Raw genomic sequence first — 20,148 nt, forward strand, 5'->3', positions numbered from 1 at the left:
CGAAAGCAAAGCACAAATTGAACCGCTTTCAACAATGGCGCCTGCGTGGATCGGCATGGGGCACCCCACACCGAAAGAAGCTGGCGGAAAACCTGTTTTGGCTGACGGCCGACAAGGGAGTGCGGATCTTTCATGGGATTTTCATCGCGGCGGTCGTTGCGCGTTACCTGGGGCCGGCCGATTACGGACTGATCGCAGTTGCCGCATCATTTCTGGCGATCATCACCCCGCTGATCACGCTCGGTTTCGACAGCGTTGTCGTTCGCGAGTTCGTGACATCGGAGGACCGAAGTCGCCTCTTCTGGACCGTCTTTGCAGCGCGTCTTCTGTTTGGAGTGCTTTCATATGCGGTGCTTTGCGTTCTGATCCTGACTCATCTTTTGCCCACCGAGTCCAGAACCGAAGCCATTGTCTTGCTAATCGGTTGCATGCCGTTGACGACGCTCGCCTTCGACGTCCCTCGGCTGATCTTTCAATCCGAGGTCCGCGAGAAATGGGTGGTCTGGATTGCAAATGCCGCATTGGCCGTCGCGGCCATCGTCAAGCTCATCCTGGTCGCGGTCGAAGCCGACGTGACGAGTTTTGCCGCGGTCAATGCCTGCGCTGTTTCAGTGACGGTGGTGGCGACGATGGCGTCGGCCAGAATGTTGGGCATCCTTCCGAAACTCGTGCATCCGCATTGGCAAACGTTCCTCAAACTGACCCGCGAGTGCTGGCCGCTGATTCTGTCGGGGCTCAGCATCGCCCTGTACATGAACGTCGACGTCGTCATGCTTCGGCTTTTGGAAGACCCCGAGGTCGTGGGGATCTATTCCGTTGCCGCTCGACTATCGACGTTCTGGTTCTTCATCCCCATGGCGCTTGCGCAAACCTTGTTCCCGGGTTTAACCCGAGCGTATGCCGAGGATCAGTCCCAGTACAAAGTTGCGCTCTTTCGCTACTTGCGGCTCAATACCCTGGCAGGCTATGCCACGGTGGTCCTGGCGGAAATGTTTGTTCCACCCTTGATTTACCTGTTGTTCGGCAGTCAATACGTCGAGAGCGTTCCCTGCTTTCGGCTGCACGCGTTGGCAATTCTGTTTGTGTTTCTTGGCGTCGCGCGGGCACAGCATTTGAATCTGGAAAAACTGCATATTTACGGAATGTGGGCGACCGTGGTTGGCGGCATCATCAACATACTGCTCAATTTCGCGTTGATCCCCGTGCTTTCAGCTGCAGGCGCTGCCGCCGCGACGGTATTAAGCTTTGCCATCTCTGCCTTTGTGATGAGCTTTGTCTTTGAACGCACGCGCTGGTTTGCGAAGCTTCAGTGGCTTACGCTTCGAAAACCTTGGAAAATGAACCCTAGCAGCGAAGAATGAACGTGACGAAATCGTTTCGATCAGCCATCCGTAAGTGCTTGTTGCTGATCCGTAATCAGTTGCTGCGCCCGCTGACACACTTGATGGGTAAGGGGCCGTTTTCATCGGTAGCACTTGACTACCTTGACTTGCAACTCGTTTCACTGATGGGACGTCGACGCGGCGGCGTGTTCGTGGAAGCGGGCGCAAACGACGGGATTAGCCAGAGCAATACCTATTACCTGGAGAAAGTGCTTGGATGGAGCGGAGTGCTTGTCGAACCGATGCCAGAACTGGCATCGCTGTGTCGCAAACGGCGTCGGGGCGCCCGTGTGGTCAATGCCGCCTTGGTGAGAGAGAATTACCCGAATCCGACTGTCACGCTTGAACGCGCCGGATTGATGAGTGTGATCAACGACGGTGTGTTGCAGGCATCTGCCGTCGAAGACCACATCCGGCAAGGCCGCGATGTGCAACAGCTTGACGAACAAGCGGCCGTTGAGGTTCCGGCGCTCACACTTCAGCAGATCTTAACGGATGCAAACATTTCACATGTTGATTTTCTTTCGCTCGATGTCGAAGGTTATGAGCTTGAAGTCTTGAAGGGAATCGCGTTTGACCAGACCACCTTCGATTGGATTCTGGTGGAAGTGCGCCCGTCCAATGAGCAGGAGATCGACGCGTTGCTGGGAGACCATGGCTACGTTTGGGAGCGGATCTGGCGCACTCCTTCGTATGCGAACAAAATCTATCGCCGTGCGAACCGGAGCAACTAGGCATGCAGTCATTTCCGGTCCTGTTTACGATCTTCAACCGTCCTGAGCAAACACGCCAGGCGTTCGACGCGATTCGGTTAGCCCAGCCTCATCGCCTCTACGTCGCCGCGGATGGTCCCCGGCCGGATCGCCACGACGACGTTGTCGGCTGTGAAGCGACACGAAAAATCCTCGATGAAGTGGATTGGGATTGCGAAGTCTTCACGCTTTACCGTGATCATAACTTGGGCTGTAAACGCGCCATGTCGGAAGGCATCAGCTGGTTTTTCGAGCATGAACCAGCCGGTATCGTGATCGAGGATGACTGCGTCGCGGATCCGAGTTTCTTTTGTCTCTGCAGCGAGTTGCTGGAGCGGTATGCCGATGATCAGCGGGTCGGAATGATCAGCGGGATCAATCACTACCAGGTGCAAAGCAACCCGGGGGACTCTTACCACTTCTCGAAACTCGGTCGCATTTGGGGCTGGGCGACCTGGCGTGATCGCTGGGCACTGTATGATGACACTCTGAATGCGTACGCCGGAAGACTGAATGAACTGAGACGCTCGATTGGCCAGACCGAGCGTTATCGTCAAATGTTTTTTGCCATTCTGGATGCGGATCAAAGCGGAGCCATCTCGACCTGGGATTGCTACTGGGATCTCGCCCTGCACGCCAACGATCTGTTGACCGTTCGGCCGAAATGCAATTTGGTCTCTAACGTCGGCTTCGGTGACGGTGCCACACATACCGGTGGAAAAGCGCAGCGGCATATTCTGCAACGTGATTCGCTGGATTTTCCACTCCATCATCCTGCAGCCGTCCAACACGACAGGCAAGCGGACCGGATTCACGAGCAGCGGCTTTATCCCAATTCCTGGGTCCGCCAAGTTGCCCGATCGTTGGGGGCACGCAAGTTGCTCAAGAAGATACAAGGACTTTTTCCTTCTACCGCGTGACTTTTGGGGAAGTTTTTGGTCGTGTTGGTTTGTCCCGTCTGCACCAGCGATGAGAGCTCCTTCATCGATCGCGGCAGTTCGAAAACAATCCCTGTCGAGGGGGTGTTCGCTTGTGAATTGGCGGGCGATGAACGAGGATGGGGATCGTCCTGTGTGACCGCCTTGGGCGTTGGCCCGCTGCCGAGCTGATAGTTGTACTTCCAGTGAACATCGTTTTCTTTTCTCACTACTACACTCCCGAGGGGAACGCCCCTGCCTCCCGCACTGCAGATCATTGTGCGCGGTGGGTGAAGGATGGTGGTGGGACGCGAGTCACGGTGATCACGTGTGCTCCGAATGTGCCCGATGGTCGAGTTTATCCGGGTTACCGGAATCGCTGGTTGCCACAGCGAGAAACGATCGACGGGGTTGATGTCGTTCGCGTCTGGACGTTCATCCAGAGCAATCCAGGCCGGGCCGGACTGATCCTCAACTACCTCACTTATTTGTTTTCTGCCCTGTTCGCGTTCGTGTTCTTCGTGCGGCGTCCGAATGTGGTCGTCGCGACCACTCCCCAGTTTTTTTGTGGCGTCACCGGGGTCCTCGCCAGTTGGTTGAAGTGGTGTCCGCTGGTGTTGGAAGTGCGCGACATTTGGCCGGAGTCGATTGTGACCGTCGGTGCAATACGACGCGGAGTCATCATTCGAACGCTCGAATGGATGGAGCGTTGGATGTACCGCAGTGCCAATCATATCGTCACGGTCGGTCCGGGCTACCGCGACAACATCCTTTCAAAGGTTGACGTCGCGAATCGAATTTCGATGGTGACCAACGGCGTGGATCCGAAACAATTCAGCCCGGAAACCGAGAGCGTTTCGTTCAAGGAACGTTACGACCTCATGGAGAAATTCGTTTGTTCCTACGTCGGAACCGTCGGCATGGCGCACGGATTGGATGTGATCATCAATGCGGCACGGCGTTTCAAAGCGGTGGGTCGAGGAGACGTCGTTTTTCTGGTGGTTGGTGGCGGAGCCAAGCTGGAGCAAATGCGACGAACCGTGGCCGAGCTGGGGCTCGGTGATCTGATCCGATTGACCGGCCGCCTGGATAAATCCGAGATCCCCCAGGTGCTCGCGGCCTCGGACGCCTGCCTGGTTCATCTCAGTAAAGTGGATTTGTTCGAGCATGTTATCCCGTCTAAGATCTTTGAAACAATGGCCATGGAGCGGCCGATCATCATGGGCGTCCGCGGGCGGGCTCTGGACATCGTGTTGGCCGCTGAGAGTGGTGTTGCGATGGAACCCGAAAATGACGCCCAACTGTTTGAGATTCTCGACTGGATGGTCGGCGCACCCGAAGCCGTCGGGCAGATGGGACGAAACGGTCGCAAGTTCGTGATCGAACACTTCAACCGAGACCAACTTGCGCTGGAGATGTTGTCGATCATCCGACGTACCTCCGAAGGTGAAGTGTTTTGTCTTGAGGATCGGGACTGGGGTGGAGAGTCCGGCGACCATTCAGACGACACGAACCTGACCCCTGTTGCCTCCTCCGGCGGCACTCGTCGCTGACCGGCCGGCATTTCAATGGCACCACGCCGCCTGTCTCGCCTGGCCGCGCTTCTTCGCCATCACCGCCCCGGCCAATTTGCCTGGCGACTCTACCGGACCGCGCAGCGACACCTTCGTCGACGTTTGCCCGAGCGATTGGTCTTTCAAGTCGGCCGCAGCCAAGCCGGCTGGAAACCCGGCGCCCAGGCCGCTTTCCAAGCAATCGCCACACGAAGGCTACAGCTTTGGCCGCAGCGCAACGCTCACGCCGCCGATATCTCCGACGGGCAGTTTCGGTTCCTTAATCAATCCCGCGATCTGCGGATCCATGCCTCCGGCGATGAACCCGACATCGACTGGAACCCAGAGGCGCCACGGTTGTGGCGTTTTCATCTTCAGTGCCAGGAATACCTGACCGATCTGGCGGACCAGCGCGGCGCGGATGCCGCTTACAGCATCGTCCGATCCTGGCTCGCGCAGCCGCGTCATCAGAGCCCGACGCGCGACCCCGATGCCTGGCACCCGTTTTGTATTTCAAGACGTTTACCTGTCTGGCTTTCCCTGGCCGCGGCCCACGATCCACCCGTTGAAATCGCGGGACTATTCTGGCGCTGTGTTGGCGATCAGGTCCTCTGGCTTCGTCGCAATTGTGAATGGGACCTTGGTGGCAACCATTTATTGGAGAACTTGTCCGCGCTGTATCTCGCAGAATCGTATTTGGATTTAGGGACTGCCGCCGTTGGGCCTTCGGTACAGCCGAGACTGCTGGCCGAGTTGGACGAACAAATCTTGCCGTCGGGCGAGCATTACGAGCGGGCGCCGACCTATCACGCATTGATGATGGTCTGTGTCTTGCAATGTGCCGAAGCGGCCCGATTCGCTCAGTCGAACGTCTTGGATCGGCTGCGAATCGTGATCAGCCAGATGCTTCAGTTTGCGCAATGGATTCGCCAACCCGACGGCCACTTTCCCTTGTTGGCCGACTCGGCACGCGGCGAAACACCGGATCTGGACAAGCTGTTTGCATGGGCGGAGAACTTTTGGGAGCCCGACGCCCGAGGCAATCCAACCGTCGACTATTGGGCGACGCAAACCGATCGCGGTGATCGACTGCTGTTTGACGTCGGCCCGCTCGGCTGTGATCACTTGCCGGCCCACGCTCACGCCGACCTGCTCCAGATCACCGCTACGTTAGGCGGCCGCGACGCCATCGTCGACACCGGCAATTACGAATATGAACCTGGTCAGCTGCGTCAACGTTGCCGCAGCACGTCGGCCCACAACGTGTTGCAACTCGGATCGCGAGAACAATGCGACATCTGGTCCAGCTTTCGCATGGGACGGCGAGGGAAGCCGCTTTGGCAGCGTCATGGAACGACGAATGGGTATTCGTGGTGCGCTGCGGCGCACGACGGTTTTGATTGCCCGACAGGCCGCGTCATCGTCTCAAGCGGATCCGCCTGGACCGTGATTGATTGGTTCCATGGCTATCCCGGTGAGGTCACTGCGACTTCTCGGTTGCACTGGCATCCCGACTGGCGGCTGGCGCTCGGCCGCGATCCATCACATGTCTCCGCGTTCCATCCCGACGCCCCCGAGTCGATCTACAGGATTGAAAGTCTGGGCGAATCGGCGGAACTATCCATTGATGAAAGCCTCTACTGCCCGGACTTTGGCCGACAGATCAACAACCAGATGATCGTCAACGTCAAACGCTGCGATTCGAACGGATGGCTCGGATTCCATCTTCCACTGCAAGCCGAACAGGCGTCTCCGGTTCCGCAAGTCCGCTTAGAGGGCGGACGCTTAAACGTGACGTCTGGCGACGGCGGCGAGATCTCAGTTTTCGTCGAAGAAGGACGGTGGCTGGGATAGGCATTTGAGTTGGTCGGGCCTCAGTGGGCGCGCATGGGAGTGCCGCTATCTGGACGTTTCGGGCAAGCGTTCGTCGTCCTGTATCCCCTGAATACAACTTCATCAGCCAAGCCTCTTGTTTAGCTCGCTGAGGATCGCGCAGATAACTAGTGTCGCTCTCGCCGAGGCTTCAATAGTTTTTGTCGAAGAAGCGATTGAACGGGTCGTTCAAACCAATGAAACGATGCCAAGGACAGCACGACAAGGGCTGCAAAGTAGAGCAGAAAAGTATTTGCTTGGGAGAAGATTTCGCTTTTCAGACCAAACGCCGATACACCTAGCACAAAAACAAGTTGTAAAGGAAAGTGCAGCAGATAAGTCGAATACGTAATGTCACCTATCCAAGAAACTTTCTTCAAGGCTTCTGGCCGATGTATTTCAGCAAGAACCAGTGAAGCAATCGTCGGCGGATAGAGTACAAGCAGATAGATGTACTTGGAAAAGATGGCGTGCGCCGCGTCGCCCGACAGAAAGATAATGCACCAAAGTGCAAGAGTGAGTGCCAGGATCGTGCGATCATGACTGCGGAACTTAGACCGCAAATAGATGTCGAGCGTCTTAAATGTCAATCCACCCATGAAAAACGCAAGGACCGCTGAAGCCCATCGCAGTTCAATTCCGAATTTGAGCATGACCAATGCCGTTGCGAGCGTTGAGATCAGCTTCAGCCAGACGTTTCCTCGCAACCAAGCAAATGCAAAGAACATGGCGTACAATCCCACTTCGATCGAGACTGACCAGATTGGTCCATTGAACGAATCGCCATTTTCGAAGCCCCAGCTTGAAACGAAGAAAAGTTGCAATAAAAGATGATAGCCGTCGTTGAATCCGTAGACGAAGAAATGACCGTTTAGAAAATGGAAATAGCCTTGAAGTAGGATGGTCAACAACAAGGTCGCGAAGTGTAGCGGATACAACCTGGCAAAACGGTAGACCCAGAACTGATAAAGCGAACATCGATTGGTCGCAATCTTGTCGTGATATAACCAAAAAAAGACGAATCCTGATAAGATGAAAAAAAAGGAAACGGCGAAATGTCCGCCGTGTTCGTAGAACGGCGAAAGGATTGAGTACAGTGGCTGGCTGTCGCGTTGGAACGTATCTGCGAGTCGTTCACGCGAGAAAAAGAAGTGTTGCCAATGCCAGACGACCACCGACAACGCCGCAAGTCCCCGAGAGACGTCCAGGTTGTAAAGTCTTTTGGGATACATCGGACGTTGAGAGTTGCGTGCACTGTGCCAAGATGAATGATGCACTCGATCATAGGTCACTTCCCGGTTTAGCGTGACCTGTTTCCGAGGACGTGAGCCTCGCATTGCCAGCTTACGATTGTGCTTTCGGCCTAAACGCGCGGATTCGTTCCGGATTTGTTTCGAGTCGGGGGCCGTGCATCAGGTCGATGCAGTAGGGGATGGCGGGGAGGACGGCGTCGAGACACTCGGCGATGGCTTTGGGTTTTCCCGGCAGGTTGACGATCAGACTGTCTCCCAGTAGGCCGGCGGTCTGTCGTGACAGGATCGCCGTGGGAACTTTTTCCAGCGAGACCTTCCGCATCAATTCTCCAAATCCCGGCATCATCCGATCGCAGACCGCTTCGGTTGCTTCCGGTGTCACGTCTCGCTGCGACGGCCCGGTGCCGCCGGTGGTCACGACCAGACAGCAGTCTTCGATTTCGCAGAGCTGTTGCAGCGTCGCTTCGATCGTCTCGCGATCATCGGGAATCACCCGCGCGATCGGCTTCCAGGGGCTCGTCAACACGTCGCGCAGGTAGGCGTCGATCGCCGGGCCGCCCAAGTCTTCGTACTCGCCCCGACTGGCGCGATCCGACACGGTCACGATCCCGATCTTGGCGGCATCGGGTTGATCGGCATCGGGTTGATTTTGATCGGTTGGTGTCATGTCCAGTCGAGTCCTTCATGCAGTTGGTTCAGTGACTGAGCGTCGCCTTCGCGAACGACCAACATGTTCTCGACGCGGACGCCGCCGTCTTGGCGACCGTACAGCCCTGGTTCGATCGTGAACACTTCACGTTCCAGTACCGGTCCCCCGCCGATGTCCAGCAGGATGGGTTCATGGACGTCGAGACCGATGCCGTGGCCGGTGCCGTGTTGAATCGTGGGCTGGTCCGAGACGGTTCCACGTGACAATTCAAATCCGGCGTCGAGCAATGCCTGGTCGGCCGCCAAGTGCACCGACTCGGCCGTCTGGCCCACGCGAAGCAGCTTGGTGGCCGCTGCGTTGGCAGCGACAACGGCGTCGTGCATCTTGCGGACGGTCGCACTCGGTTGGCCATGAACGACGGTCCGCGTGCAATCGCCCCAGTACCTCGTTTCGTTGTTCATCGGAAACAGGTCGACGATCACGGGAACGCCCGTCCGCAACGGCCCCGTCCCGGCGTGATGGCAATCGGCAACCTCCGGAGCAGTCGCCACAATCGCGCCGTGCGACATCGAGTAGTCGCGTTTGAGAAACTCGGCGGCCGCCATCGCTCGGGCGCGTTCGCTGGTCAAGGCTTCACCCTCATGCACCAGCGTTCCATCGGCCGCGACGGTGCATCGGGCAATGGTTTCGCAGAGGTAGCGCATCACCGATTCGGTGACCGACTGGGCTTCGGCCAACCGCTCGATTTCCTGTTCCGATTTCTGACGCCGGTCGATCACGCCCAGATCGGGATCATATGACAATTCAATACTGGCCTGTTGAAGGTGCCACGCAAAGACGAAGGGCAGGCTGCGATCGACTCGGACGGCCGCCATGTTCTCGCGTCGACAAAACTCTGCGACGGCTTGCGCGGTCGCGGTCTCGCGATCCGCGTCCAGCTTTCCCGCCGGCTCATAGTCCATGGGGCAGACGACTCGGTCGGCGTTGCTGAGACGACGGACGCGGTCCATTTCGATATCGCGCACCAAAGCCACACGCCGATCCGTGGTTTCGATCCAAGCCGCTGGGTCTCCCAGTGGTACACCGATACGGCGGAAGAGCGACGGGTTTTTAAGCGGAATGCCGGCAAAAATGGCCGGCAGCGAAGCGTCAGGCATCCTGGTATCTCACGGGAAAAACGTATGAACGGTTTCAGCGACGTTATAGCCGATCGATGCGGGGCTTCGCGAGGCGACGTGGCGTCGGAAATCAACGGATGAAGCCGAGGATGCGCTGACGGACGTGAGCGGGGTAGACGGTCGCTTTGACCCTCCCTACGCCGCCTCAACCCTCCCCTCGCGACACACGACCCCATAGGCATCAAGTTAAGGAATATTCGAGCAAGTTGGGATCGCGGAGCAATTCCGCAGTTCCCGGCTTTTTCCGCCTTTTTGTTCGCTTGCAGATCGGTAGGACTCGGTTTCGGATTTTTGCGAGATATTCGCAAAGTCTTGAATGCGATACGAGGCAACTGGCCAATTCATCCATCCAATTTGCAAGCCGCTTAGCTATCTTTGCGAAGCTTAGCGATGAATTCTCGAACCAGCCCGCCAGTATGACCAACCACTGCTGGAGAAGTGCACCACAGAGGCGGACCCAAAACCGGGCCATCGAAATGGTGTCCGTGCGCCCATCCATCAGATCGATCTGGCAGTACGTTTTCCATCGCTTGAAGAGCAATTCAATTTGCCAGCGGCTGCGGTACAAAACGATCGCCTCTTGGACGCTCAATTGCTCTACTGCAAGATTGGTGGCTAAAAAGTTCCAGTCGCAAGCCGCCAAGCGGTCCTGACTCGGTGTACGGCCCTTCTTTTTCGCCCGTTTGCGAACTTCCCTGCGACGTTTCGCGGCGATTGCCTTGGGGATTCGCCATGCGATCAATCGGCAGTCCAGCGGAGTGCCTTGGCCGACTGTGACGTCGCAGTCGATCAGTGAGTCATTTTGTCGGCTCAGCCAAGCAACTAGCCCTTCGGAGTGATCGTCCACCTTGATTTTCACGTTGTAAAGCAATCGCGTCAGGAAAAAGGCTCCCCACGCTGCATAACACGAAAGGACGGCGGATGAGAAATAGCCGAGGTCAGCGATTCGAAGTGAGCCTTTCTGGAGTGGCACGACTTGACGGTTTGTTGCCTGATCGGGCGACTTCCCTGGTTCGAGTTGAATGCACTGCAACTCCCCATTGGCCAGGTCAAGTTCGGTTTGAAGCTTCACTGCAGCGGTATTGTGCTCCCCTACACCGCCACAACCTGCAAATTCTGCTGCCAAACTCGGCGGCAAGCTGATCACCGAACTGTCGATCAGCTTGACCGACGTAAATCGTTCCAAAAGCGGGGCGAGCTTCGACTCGGAGTGCATGACCTGCATACTCATCTTGGCAAACAGCGAACGAAAGAAGGCGACCAATTGATCGCTATATCGTTGCTCAACGGCCTGGGGAGAAATCGTCAGCCCCACAGAAGCAGCCATGCTGGCAATGTCCTCCTCGTTGGCGGTCGGTTTGGCTAGCATGGCCAAAATGAACGACTTCGCGAGCGTTGAGGCATCAAACTTTCGTCGTCGTTTGATGACCTTGGATTCGGCGGCAGATTGCTCGGCAAGTTCTCCGAAACTGGTCTGTAACAAAGTGGCCAATCGATCTATGGTCTTCACGGCGGAAACTCCTTCTTCCGAGGTTGTGGTGATAACTACCTCATGAAGGTTTTTCCGCTTTTTTTCTACCTCAATTCCTTAACTTGGTGCGTATGCCCCTCGCGACACACGACCCTCCCTGCCAGGGAGGGTGATTGAAGATGTGCAAACACCCGAATGCCGGATCCGAGCTTCGGTTATCATGTGCGGCTCCCACCTTCCTCCCCACCTCGGAAAGATTCTCATATGAAGATCGATTACTCTCGACGGCGTTTCCTGTCTCTCACCGCGGCGGGCGTTGCGGCTGCGACCGCACCGCTGGCACTGGCAGCCGACTCTGCCGAAATCCAATGGCATGATGTCCGCGACTGGGGAGTCGAAGGCCGCGGGTTCGACGACACCGAAAAATACTTCGATCGCCTGCCGGCCCGAGCCAAGGGTGTTGTTCGCGATGCCGTCTGGAACCTGAGTCGACATTCGGCCGGAATGCTGGTCCGATTTCGAACCGACGCCCGCGAGATTCAAGTCGACTATTCGGTCACGTCGTCCAGTCTGGCCATGCCACACATGCCGGCAACGGGAGTCAGCGGTCTGGATCTTTACGCCAAAGACGAACAGGGAAATTGGAAGTGGGTGGCGGTTTGCAAACCCACCGCGCAACACATGAAGACGACGCTGGTCCAAGGATTGCGTCCGGGCGCGCGAGACTACTCGATCTACCTGCCGCTCTACAACGGAACCGAATCGCTGAAGATCGGCGTCGATGGATCCAGCCTGTTTGAACCGATCGCACCACGCAGCGAAAAACCCATTGTGTTCTATGGCACGTCGATCACACACGGTGCGTGTGCGTCGCGACCGGGCATGCCCCATCCGTCGATCCTCGGCCGTCGACTTGATCGCCCGGTGATCAACCTTGGGTTTTCCGGCAATGGCAAGCTTGAAAAAGAGGTCGGTCAATTTTTGGTCGAATTGGATCCTGCCGTTTACGTTTTGGATTGTCTGCCCAACATGGTGGCCGCCGAAATCACCGAGCGAACTGAACCGATGGTCAAACAGCTTCGCGCTGCCCATCCCAACGTTCCCATCGTGCTCGTCGAAGACCGTTCTTATTCGGGATCATGGTTGTTGCAGTCACAAGAGACCCGCAATGAAACCAGTCGCGCCGCATTCCAGGCGGCCTACCGCAGACTACTGGACGCCGGCACGGAACGGTTGTTCTATGTCGACGGTGAAAGTCTGTTGGCGGACAATCGTGATGACACCACCGATGGATCCCATCCCTCGGATCTCGGTTTCTTCAACCAAGCCAACGCGATCGAACCGGCGTTGCGTTCGGCATTGGGGGCGTAAACCCCTGACGGTCTGTCGATTGAATCAGCCGTTTTGGCGCGAGCCTACGAGCTGTTCACAACACGGTCCGCGCACGGTCATTTGCCCCGCTATGCTATTGCTCTTCCAAGCACACAATCGTCCCTGAGTTTTTTACACTGATGATGTTCAAGACATTGTTTTCCGCCGCTGTTCTGTTGACGCTCGCGATGAACGTCGCGTCCGCCCAGACCCCCTCGTTTCCCGCGACCGATTGGCCGTGGTGGCGGGGGCAGCAGCGCGACGGCAGCGCCGCGCCCGACCAGAACCCGCCGCTGCAGTGGAGTGAAGATGACAACGTGGTCTGGAAAACCGCGATTCCCGGTCGAGGCCACGGATCGCCAATGTTGTTCGGGCGACATGTCTTTCTGGCGACCGCCGATGACACGCGCAAGGTACAAGTGGTGCTTTGCTTCGATCGCCAGACGGGATCATTGCAGTGGGAATCGGTGGTGCACCAAGGCAACTACGAGTCCAAAGGCAAACGTAAAGCAAATGAAAAAGCATCGTGGGCTTCATCCACCGTCGCCACCGATGGCGAGCGGTTGTTCATCAACTTCTTCAACGACGGAGCCATTCACACGACGGCGCTCGATCTGAAGGGAACCATCCTTTGGCAGCAGAAACTGTCCGACTACGTCATTCACCAAGGTTATGGTTCCTCGCCAGCGATCTACGAGCATTTGGTCATCTGCTCGGCGGACAACAAGGGAGGCGGCGCGATCGTTGCCATGGATCGTGCGACGGGTGAAATCGTTTGGCGTCGTGATCGTCCTGAAAAACCGAATTACCCCTCACCGTCGATCGTAAACGTGTCGGGCAAAGACCAACTGGTGTTGACCGGTTGTGACCTGGTCACCAGTCTGGATCCCGGCACGGGCGCCACGCGTTGGGAAATCGAAGGGGCGACGACAGAGTGCGTGACGACAACACTGACCGATGGCAAGCACGTGTTTACCAGCGGCGGATATCCCGACAACCACGTCTCGGCCGTCCTCGCCGACGGATCGGGAAAGGTCGCGTGGCGGACCAATTCTCGTGTTTACGTCCCCTCGATGCTGCACAAAGACGGCTACCTGTATCTGACGCTCGACGCCGGAATCGCCGAATGTGTCGACTGTGCAACCGGCGAGACCGTTTGGAAAGCCAGACTGGGAGGCGATTTCAGCAGTTCGCCGGTCTTGGTTGGTGATCTGATCTACGCGACCAACGAGCAAGGGCAAACGTTCGTGTACAAGGCAAGCCCAGAAGGATTTGAAAAGGTCGCCGAAAACAAGCTGGGTGAGAGCGTGTTCGCCACGCCGACGATCTGTGACAGTCACATCTTCATGAGGATCGCCCACTACGACGGTGACCGTCGCCAGGAATTCCTCTACTGTTTGGGAGCCAAGAACTGATGACTAAAACGAGTGAAGCGAGCACCAACGGTCGGTGTCCAGGCTTGAACCGATTTCTCGGCAGTACGAATCGATTGACCGGCAGTGCGGAACGCCTGAAGGCTGCACACCAACGTTGGCTGTCGCTGGTGATCGGCGCCATTCTTGCCAGCAACGTTGCGGGACAAGCCCCCGTTTTGAACGGGCAGCGGATGGATGGATACAAGGGCATCTGGTTCACCCTCGGGCAGTTCTACGGCAAAGGAAGCGATGGTCAGCCGTATGCAAAAGCGTCGCGAGAACCGGTGTTTCCCTATGGTGACAAATACTCCGGCGGACTGGGGACCTACACCGCCAAACACACACCGCTCGCAATCTATTGTCCCCAGGTCGAGAAGACGTTTTTTGTCTATGGCGGAACGACGGGACCAAACGATCGGCATCTGCTGTGCATGGTTTCGTATTACGATCACGCCTCGGATCGGGTTCCCAGGCCCGTTGTGGTTCATGACAAACAGAGGGTCAATGATCCACACGACAACCCCAGCATCGCCGTCGACGATGCCGGCTACCTCTGGATTTTTGTGAGCGGTCGTGGACGCGTGCGACCGGGATTCAAGTACAAGAGCAACAAACCCTACAGCATCGATGGCTTTGAATTAATTTCCGAAGAAGAGATGACGTACCCGCAACCGCATCACGTCGCGGGCGAAGGATTCTTGCACCTGTTTACGAAGTACACCGGCGTCCGAGAGCTGTACTGGGAAACCAGCGATGACGGTGTCACGTGGACTGCCGATCAGAAACTGGCCGGTATTCGTCAGCCTGGTGATAGTCGTGGCGGACACTACCAGACCAGCGCGACGCGCGACGGACTGACAGGTACATTCTTCAATCGGCATCCCAACGGCGTCGTCGATCAGCGCACCGATCTTTATTATGTCCAGACACCGGACCGGGGGCTGACGTGGACGACGGTCGATGGAGCACCGGTCCAGCCGCCTCTTGAGGATGTCGCCTCGCCCGCCCGTGTGATCGACTATGCCTCGCAAAAGTTGAACGTCTATTTGAAGGACATGGGGTTCGACCGCGAGGGACATCCGGTTCTGCTGTACGTCACCAGTCCCGGCCACGAGCCGGGGCCGCCGAACGACCCACGTCATTTCCGTGTGACCCGCTGGGATGGAGAGGCATGGAAAACCTCGATTGTCTGCGGCACGGACCATAACTATGACATGGGCAGTTTGTATCTGGACGAGCAAACTTGGACCTGTCGCGTCCCGTCCCAGCCGGGACCGCAGCCGTACCAAGGCGGTGGCGAATTGGTGACGTGGACGAGCATGGATCAGGGGGCGACGTGGCAGCGGGAAACGCAAATCACATCCGATAGCGACCGCAACCACAATTACGCGCGCCGTCCGATCGCAGCCAAGGATCCGTTTTTCGTTTTTTGGGCCGACGGGGATCCGACGAAGCTGAGCGAAAGCCTCCTGTACTTTGCCGATTCAACCGGCGAGCGTGTCTGGGAGTTGCCCTATGAGATGGAGGGTGAGTTCGCCACGCCGGTGCGGGTTGAGGCGTCTGTTGACGAGTGAGGGGCGCGCGCGCCGGTCGCTGACGCTTCCCGCTGGATCACGGGCCGGTCGCTGACGCTTCCCGCTGGGGTGACAGGCTGGACGCCTATTCCGCTTTGCCTTCGGCGATCCGCAGGGCTTCGACCAGTTGTTGGATTTGTTCGACGGACAATTCTTCCGCACGCGCGGTCTCGCCGTGCCCGAGTGACTGCAGGACCTCGTCGACTTGGGACTTGTCCAGCCGGTTCTTCATCGCGCTGATGACGTTGCTGCGCAAGAACTTTCGTCGGTGGAAGAACAGCGCGCGGACCGTCTGGTGGAAATAGTCCAGGTCGGCGATGGCGTCGCGTTTCTGCCGATCCAAATCCAATCGGATCACCGCGGAGTCGACTTTGGGGCGGGGCCAAAACACTTTGGGGCCGAGGATGCGTACGATTTCGGCGTGACACATCGACTGAATCCAAATGCTCAGTGCGCCGTAGTCCTTGGTCCCGGGCGTGGCGACGATCCGCTCGGCCAGTTCTTTTTGGATCGTCACGACCATCGCGTCGGGCGGCGGCGTCTGATGCAGCAGATTAGAAATGATCGGTGTGGCAACGTTGTAGGGCAGGTTGGCGACCAACAAGAACCGCGCGTCCTGGCCGATGCGTTGCATGGCATCGACGACCAAGCCTTTCAAATCATCGCGTAGGGAATTCTTATTTCGCAGCGCGTCGCCTTGGAGCAGTTTCACGTTCGGCCGCCCGGCCAATTCTTCGCTGGCCAGTTGGTGCAGATTCATGTCAATCTCGATCGACAACACAGCACCGGCAGCATCGGAGAGTCGCGACGTGAGTGATCCGACCCCGGTTCCGACTTCTAAGACGACGTCGGTTTTTCGCAGCTCGGCCGAGTTGGCGATCAGGTCGACCAGGTTCAGGTCGATCAAAAAGTTCTGGCCGTACTTGGAAACGGGCCGTAACCCGGCTTCGGCGAGTCGTTTGGACAGGTAGCTGGCTGTTTGACGTGGTTGATTCATCCGTCTGCCTTGCTGTTGGGATCGTGAATCTGGTCGTCCGAGAGCAATCCCAGCGAACGTTGCACGTATTTGGCCAGAATGTCGGTTTCCAGATTCACGGCATCACCGATTTTGCGAAATCCCAGCGTGGTCATGGCCAGCGTGTGCGGGATCAAGGCAACGCTAAAGGAATCTTCGTCGGCATCGACCACCGTCAAACTGATTCCGTCGATCGCGATGCTGCCTTTGCTGGCGACTTGGCTGGCGTACTGGGCGGGAATCCGAAACCGCAGATTGGCCCAGGGCGGGTCTTCGCTGCGCTCGATCAGCTCGCCGAGGGTGTCGACGTGACCGCTGACGTAGTGGCCGCCCATCCGGCTGCCGACGGCGAGTGAGCGTTCCAGGTTGACGCGGTCTCCGGCGACGAGTTTTCCCAAATTGGTCCGCGAAAGGGTTTCCTGGCCGGCCTCGAAATCAGCGACGTCCCCGTCCAAGGCGACGATCGTCAGGCAGCATCCGTTGATGCAGATGCTGTCGCCGATTGCAGCGTCACCGGTGATCAGCGGCGATCGGATGCGAAGCCGCTTGCCGGGGGGATCGTCGACCATTTCGACGAGATCGCCCATTGTTTCGACCAGACCAGTAAACATTGCAGATAGCAGAACGGCGGAAAATGCGTCAAAAATACTCGGCGGGTAGCCACTGTGACCCGCATTGGACAGAATGCCGACCAATCGGACAAGCGATGGCACGCGCTCGTCATCAACAAAACACTTCCCGCCACACCCCCAACACCCTCGAGAGGTCCCCGATGACCCTGATCGAAGCGATTCACGCCCGCCAAATTCTGGACAGCCGCGGCAACCCAACCATTGAATGCGAAGTCCTGCTGGAAGACGGCGCCCACGGCCGTGCGGCTGTCCCCAGCGGCGCCAGCACCGGCGCCCACGAGGCTTGGGAATTGCGTGACGGCGACAAGTCCGTTTACATGGGCAAGGGCGTTCAAACGGCCGTCACCAACGTCAACGAAAAAATCGGCCAAGCCCTGCAAGGCATGGACGCACTCGACCAAGCCGAAATCGACTCGGCGATGTTGGCCTTGGACGGTACCGAAAACAAAAGCAACCTGGGCGCCAACGCCATCTTGGGTGTTTCGCTGGCCACCGCACACGCCGCGGCCGCATCAACCGGACAACCCCTGTTCCGCTACCTCGGCGGCGTCGGTGCACGCCTGCTGCCCGCGCCGATGATGAACATCATCAACGGTGGCGAGCATGCCGATAACTCGGTCGACATCCAAGAATTCATGGTCATGCCGCTCGGTTTCGAACGATTCAGCGATGCTCTGCGTTGCGGCACCGAAATCTTCCACAACCTGAAGAAGGTGCTCAGCAGCAAGGGCTACAACACCGCAGTCGGCGACGAAGGCGGCTTTGCGCCGGACCTGAAGAGCAACCAAGAAGCTCTCGACGTCATCATGCAAGCGATCGACCAAGCGGGCTACAAAGCCGGCGAACAGGTCTGGATCGCACTCGATGCGGCATCGACCGAATTCTATGACCGCGACAAGAAAAAGTACGCGATCGACGGCAAGGAATTGTCCGGCGACGAAATGGTCGACTTCCTCGCCGACTGGTGTGAAAAGTACCCGATCTGCAGCATCGAAGATGGCTGCGACGAAGACGATTGGGAGACCTGGAAGAAGCTGACCGAACGCGTCGGCGACCGGGTCCAATTGGTCGGCGACGACTTGTTCGTCACCAACGTCACCCGCTTGCAAAAAGGGATCGACGAAGGAATCGCAAACAGCATTCTGATCAAAGTCAATCAAATCGGTTCGTTGACCGAAACGATCGATGCGATCCAGTTGGCCGGACGCCACGGCTACACCGCCGTGACCAGTCACCGCAGCGGCGAAACCGAAGACAGCACGATCGCCGACTTGGCCGTCGCCCTGTGCACCGGCCAGATCAAAACCGGATCCGCCAGCCGTAGTGACCGGATGGCCAAGTACAACCAGCTGCTCCGCATCGAAGAAATGCTCGGCGACGCGGCGCTGTACGGCGGACCCCATTTCGCCGCAAAGTTGCGTTAGAAAAGAATGTCAGCGTGAAGCGTCAGCGACCGGCGCGTGGGGTGTTTTGGCACACACGCGCCACTGGCCGACGCGCTCAGGGCCACCTCGTTTGACACCAATCGATGTGTTTTTTTAGCGGTAGGGCGCGAGCCCTCCGGTACGTCACGATGTTCTTCAACTGAGACCGGACGGCTCGCGCCGTTCCGCTATCTTGCTTGCGCTGGACCGCGCACTACACGTCCAAGTCGTCCAGCTGGTCGATCAGACTGTCCAAGTTTTCGTCCGACCGGGGTGACGCAGCGGCGACCGGAGCCGGTTGGCGAGGTGCTGCGGTAACCGGGACCGGACGTGCCGTGGTTTCCGCGGGCTTGTTCGCAGCGGGTTTAATTGTCGTCGAGCCGCCCGATCCCAGGGCACCGAGCGAAACGGTTTTGACACTCAACGAAGCCCTCAGGCGATCCAGCTCCGCGATGATCTTTTGAACGTCGTTGTGTTTGGTCAGATCGAATAGAAACAGACGTCGCGGTGACTGTCCCGGGGCGAACGGTCCGTCGGGATCGAGCTGATGCGGACAACGCGATCCATGAAACTCGATCGCCGCGAGCACGTCTAGCATCTCCGGTTCCGATCGCCAATCGAGAACTGCCGAGGGCACCGTGATGGAGTCCAAGGTCATGCGGTCGGTGGAATCGTCGGCGAGGGAATCGAATCGCCCCACCAGGGTCAAGTCGAGGCCGGCTCGTCCGATCAGGTGACCGACCAAGGATTCCGCAAGATTGGCAGCCGAGGCGGGCGGGTTTTGGACAAGGATGACGGGCAGTCGCATCGGTGCAGGCCGTTGGGGAGCGGGGGCGGAATCGGGAGGGCGTCTGGAGCGGTGCGTCCAACGTGGCATGCTGGGAGCGATACGGTTGTAGCGTTACCGTCGCAGCGAGTGGTCTACGTCAGCTGTGGAATTTCAGTTCGTGCGCGTGGGCGTCTTCGACCACATCATACATCTCGAACCAGAGTTCCCTGACATTGGTCGTCGGCGTCAGTCGTCGGTCTTTCAAATGGCCATCGATCATCTTGCGAAGCTCGTACGGCGAATCGGATAGCAGATCGTCTGCCAGGGAGCGAATCAATTTGGAGTTCGCGCGAGTTTCGTGGAGCACCGTCCATCCGGGCATGCGATAGTGGCACGTCGCGAGCAAGGTCAGCTTTCGATTCGAGGCTATTCGTGCGACGCGCAGCCTGGACAGGTGTGTCATCTGTTCCCAGCCATCGACGACCAACAGCCCGTCTTGGGGAAGTTCCATCAGCCCGTCGCGAATTCGCTTGCCGGCACGAAACCGTTCCCCCAAACGTTTCCAAAGGCTCATCGAGGGATCATTATTGAGCTGATGGAACGCGACCTGGGGAAAGCTCCGTTGAAGCTTGGGCAGAAAGGTATGCAGCAGCGTCGATTTTCCGGTCCCGTGGGGGCCGACGATCAGCGCACGGCGGGAGCTTTTCAGCTTCGCCAGCAGCGATTCCAGATGCGAGTCCACGTTGTGTGGACTGGTCGCGTTGGCTCCGTGGGAGAACCGATACACGACCTGTGACGGCGCAATGAACGACGTCGAAAATGGATTCGTGGGCTGGAATTCAAACGACGACTTCAAGGAACGCTCTCTCGATCGTTTTCGGGAACAAGCTGATTTGCGGCCATCGGTCGGAAATCACAGAG

Annotated in this window: 17 protein-coding genes; 9 read left to right on the forward strand and 8 right to left on the reverse strand. The window is 57.7% G+C overall.

What is annotated here, in order from left to right; genetic code table 11:
• Positions 1-17: 17 nt before the first annotated feature.
• From TBK1r_RS01920 to TBK1r_RS01940, 5 genes are all read left to right on the forward strand, one after another.
• Complete coding sequence (locus TBK1r_RS01920) at positions 18-1,361, forward strand: flippase (RefSeq protein ID WP_145207278.1); 1,344 nt, start codon at positions 18-20, stop codon at positions 1,359-1,361.
• On the forward strand, positions 1,358-2,116 hold the full coding sequence (locus TBK1r_RS01925; protein ID WP_145207279.1) for an FkbM family methyltransferase: 759 nt from the start codon (positions 1,358-1,360) through the stop codon (positions 2,114-2,116). Before TBK1r_RS01920 ends, TBK1r_RS01925 begins: the two co-directional genes overlap by 4 nt.
• Positions 2,117-2,118: 2 nt before the next feature.
• On the forward strand, positions 2,119-3,054 hold the full coding sequence (locus tag TBK1r_RS01930) for a hypothetical protein (protein ID WP_145207280.1): 936 nt from the start codon (positions 2,119-2,121) through the stop codon (positions 3,052-3,054).
• 137 nt (positions 3,055-3,191) lie between these two features.
• A complete protein-coding gene (locus tag TBK1r_RS01935; protein WP_145207281.1) occupies positions 3,192-4,604 on the forward strand; it encodes a glycosyltransferase family 4 protein in 1,413 nt (470 codons plus the stop codon).
• Positions 4,605-4,619: 15 nt separating this feature from the next.
• Complete coding sequence (locus TBK1r_RS01940; RefSeq protein ID WP_145207282.1) at positions 4,620-6,458, forward strand: heparinase II/III family protein; 1,839 nt, start codon at positions 4,620-4,622, stop codon at positions 6,456-6,458.
• A 146-nt stretch (positions 6,459-6,604) separates the two neighbouring features.
• Here the strand turns inward: TBK1r_RS01940 and TBK1r_RS01945 are convergent, their stop codons facing one another.
• The 4 genes from TBK1r_RS01945 to TBK1r_RS01960 form a co-directional block, all read right to left on the reverse strand.
• Positions 6,605-7,768 carry an acyltransferase family protein gene (locus tag TBK1r_RS01945; RefSeq protein ID WP_419580879.1) on the reverse strand — a complete coding sequence of 388 codons (1,164 nt, stop codon included), beginning with the start codon at positions 7,766-7,768 and terminating at the stop codon, positions 6,605-6,607.
• 52 nt (positions 7,769-7,820) lie between these two features.
• Positions 7,821-8,396, reverse strand: a complete 576-nt coding sequence (mog, locus tag TBK1r_RS01950; RefSeq protein ID WP_145207284.1) for a molybdopterin adenylyltransferase — start codon at positions 8,394-8,396, stop codon at positions 7,821-7,823.
• The gene (locus TBK1r_RS01955; RefSeq protein ID WP_145207285.1) at positions 8,393-9,535 is read right to left on the reverse strand and encodes a M24 family metallopeptidase; all 1,143 of its coding nucleotides are present in this window, start codon (positions 9,533-9,535) and stop codon (positions 8,393-8,395) included. The genes mog and TBK1r_RS01955 overlap by 4 nt, the downstream gene beginning before the upstream one ends.
• A gap of 202 nt (positions 9,536-9,737) precedes the next feature.
• A complete protein-coding gene (locus TBK1r_RS01960; protein ID WP_419580149.1) occupies positions 9,738-11,066 on the reverse strand; it encodes an IS4 family transposase in 1,329 nt (442 codons plus the stop codon).
• Between the two features lie 225 nt (positions 11,067-11,291).
• On the opposite strand from TBK1r_RS01960, the gene TBK1r_RS01965 reads away from it, so the two are divergent.
• The 3 genes from TBK1r_RS01965 (at position 11,292) to TBK1r_RS01975 (ending at position 15,387) form a co-directional block, all read left to right on the forward strand.
• Positions 11,292-12,398, forward strand: a complete 1,107-nt coding sequence (locus TBK1r_RS01965; protein WP_145207286.1) for an SGNH/GDSL hydrolase family protein — start codon at positions 11,292-11,294, stop codon at positions 12,396-12,398.
• Positions 12,399-12,538: 140 nt separating this feature from the next.
• Positions 12,539-13,813: an outer membrane protein assembly factor BamB family protein gene (locus tag TBK1r_RS01970; protein ID WP_473772483.1), complete on the forward strand. Its 1,275-nt coding sequence runs from the start codon at positions 12,539-12,541 to the stop codon at positions 13,811-13,813.
• A complete protein-coding gene (locus TBK1r_RS01975; protein WP_145207287.1) occupies positions 13,813-15,387 on the forward strand; it encodes a BNR-4 repeat-containing protein in 1,575 nt (524 codons plus the stop codon). Before TBK1r_RS01970 ends, TBK1r_RS01975 begins: the two co-directional genes overlap by 1 nt.
• Before the next feature lie 85 nt (positions 15,388-15,472).
• Here TBK1r_RS01975 and rsmA read toward each other — a convergent pair whose 3' ends face one another.
• Complete coding sequence (gene rsmA, locus TBK1r_RS01980) at positions 15,473-16,384, reverse strand: 16S rRNA (adenine(1518)-N(6)/adenine(1519)-N(6))-dimethyltransferase RsmA (protein ID WP_145207288.1); 912 nt, start codon at positions 16,382-16,384, stop codon at positions 15,473-15,475.
• Positions 16,381-17,013, reverse strand: a complete 633-nt coding sequence (locus TBK1r_RS01985) for a riboflavin synthase (protein ID WP_145221928.1) — start codon at positions 17,011-17,013, stop codon at positions 16,381-16,383. The genes rsmA and TBK1r_RS01985 overlap by 4 nt, the downstream gene beginning before the upstream one ends.
• Before the next feature lie 161 nt (positions 17,014-17,174).
• Between TBK1r_RS01985 and eno the strand changes: the two genes are divergently transcribed.
• Positions 17,175-18,458 (forward strand): phosphopyruvate hydratase, encoded by a 1,284-nt coding sequence (eno, locus tag TBK1r_RS01990; protein ID WP_095738579.1) that lies wholly within the window; start codon positions 17,175-17,177, stop codon positions 18,456-18,458.
• Between the two features lie 214 nt (positions 18,459-18,672).
• On the opposite strand, the gene TBK1r_RS01995 is transcribed toward eno, so the two are convergent.
• Positions 18,673-19,266 (reverse strand): hypothetical protein, encoded by a 594-nt coding sequence (locus tag TBK1r_RS01995; RefSeq protein WP_145207289.1) that lies wholly within the window; start codon positions 19,264-19,266, stop codon positions 18,673-18,675.
• A 118-nt stretch (positions 19,267-19,384) separates the two neighbouring features.
• Positions 19,385-20,083, reverse strand: coding sequence for an ATP-binding protein (locus TBK1r_RS02000; protein ID WP_145207290.1), 699 nt, complete (start codon positions 20,081-20,083; stop codon positions 19,385-19,387).
• Positions 20,084-20,148: the final 65 nt, after the last annotated feature.

The organism is Stieleria magnilauensis, assembly GCA_007753675.1.
Classification (GTDB): Bacteria; Planctomycetota; Planctomycetia; order Pirellulales; family Pirellulaceae; genus Stieleria; species Stieleria magnilauensis.

Bases quoted from the DNA above. Each gene is read 5' to 3' on its own strand.
- TBK1r_RS01925 (WP_145207279.1), top strand. From the start codon at position 1,358: ATGAACGTGACGAAATCGTTTCGATCAGCCATCCGTAAGTGCTTGTTG.
- TBK1r_RS01930 (WP_145207280.1), top strand. From the start codon at position 2,119: ATGCAGTCATTTCCGGTCCTGTTTACGATCTTCAACCGTCCTGAGCAA.
- TBK1r_RS01935 (WP_145207281.1), top strand. From the start codon at position 3,192: ATGGGGATCGTCCTGTGTGACCGCCTTGGGCGTTGGCCCGCTGCCGAG.
- TBK1r_RS01940 (WP_145207282.1), top strand. From the start codon at position 4,620: ATGGCACCACGCCGCCTGTCTCGCCTGGCCGCGCTTCTTCGCCATCAC.
- mog (WP_145207284.1), bottom strand. From the start codon at position 8,396: ATGACACCAACCGATCAAAATCAACCCGATGCCGATCAACCCGATGCC.
- TBK1r_RS01955 (WP_145207285.1), bottom strand. From the start codon at position 9,535: ATGCCTGACGCTTCGCTGCCGGCCATTTTTGCCGGCATTCCGCTTAAA.
- TBK1r_RS01965 (WP_145207286.1), top strand. From the start codon at position 11,292: ATGAAGATCGATTACTCTCGACGGCGTTTCCTGTCTCTCACCGCGGCG.
- TBK1r_RS01970 (WP_473772483.1), top strand. From the start codon at position 12,539: ATGATGTTCAAGACATTGTTTTCCGCCGCTGTTCTGTTGACGCTCGCG.
- TBK1r_RS01975 (WP_145207287.1), top strand. From the start codon at position 13,813: ATGACTAAAACGAGTGAAGCGAGCACCAACGGTCGGTGTCCAGGCTTG.
- rsmA (WP_145207288.1), bottom strand. From the start codon at position 16,384: ATGAATCAACCACGTCAAACAGCCAGCTACCTGTCCAAACGACTCGCC.
- TBK1r_RS01985 (WP_145221928.1), bottom strand. From the start codon at position 17,013: ATGTTTACTGGTCTGGTCGAAACAATGGGCGATCTCGTCGAAATGGTC.
- eno (WP_095738579.1), top strand. From the start codon at position 17,175: ATGACCCTGATCGAAGCGATTCACGCCCGCCAAATTCTGGACAGCCGC.
- TBK1r_RS01995 (WP_145207289.1), bottom strand. From the start codon at position 19,266: ATGCGACTGCCCGTCATCCTTGTCCAAAACCCGCCCGCCTCGGCTGCC.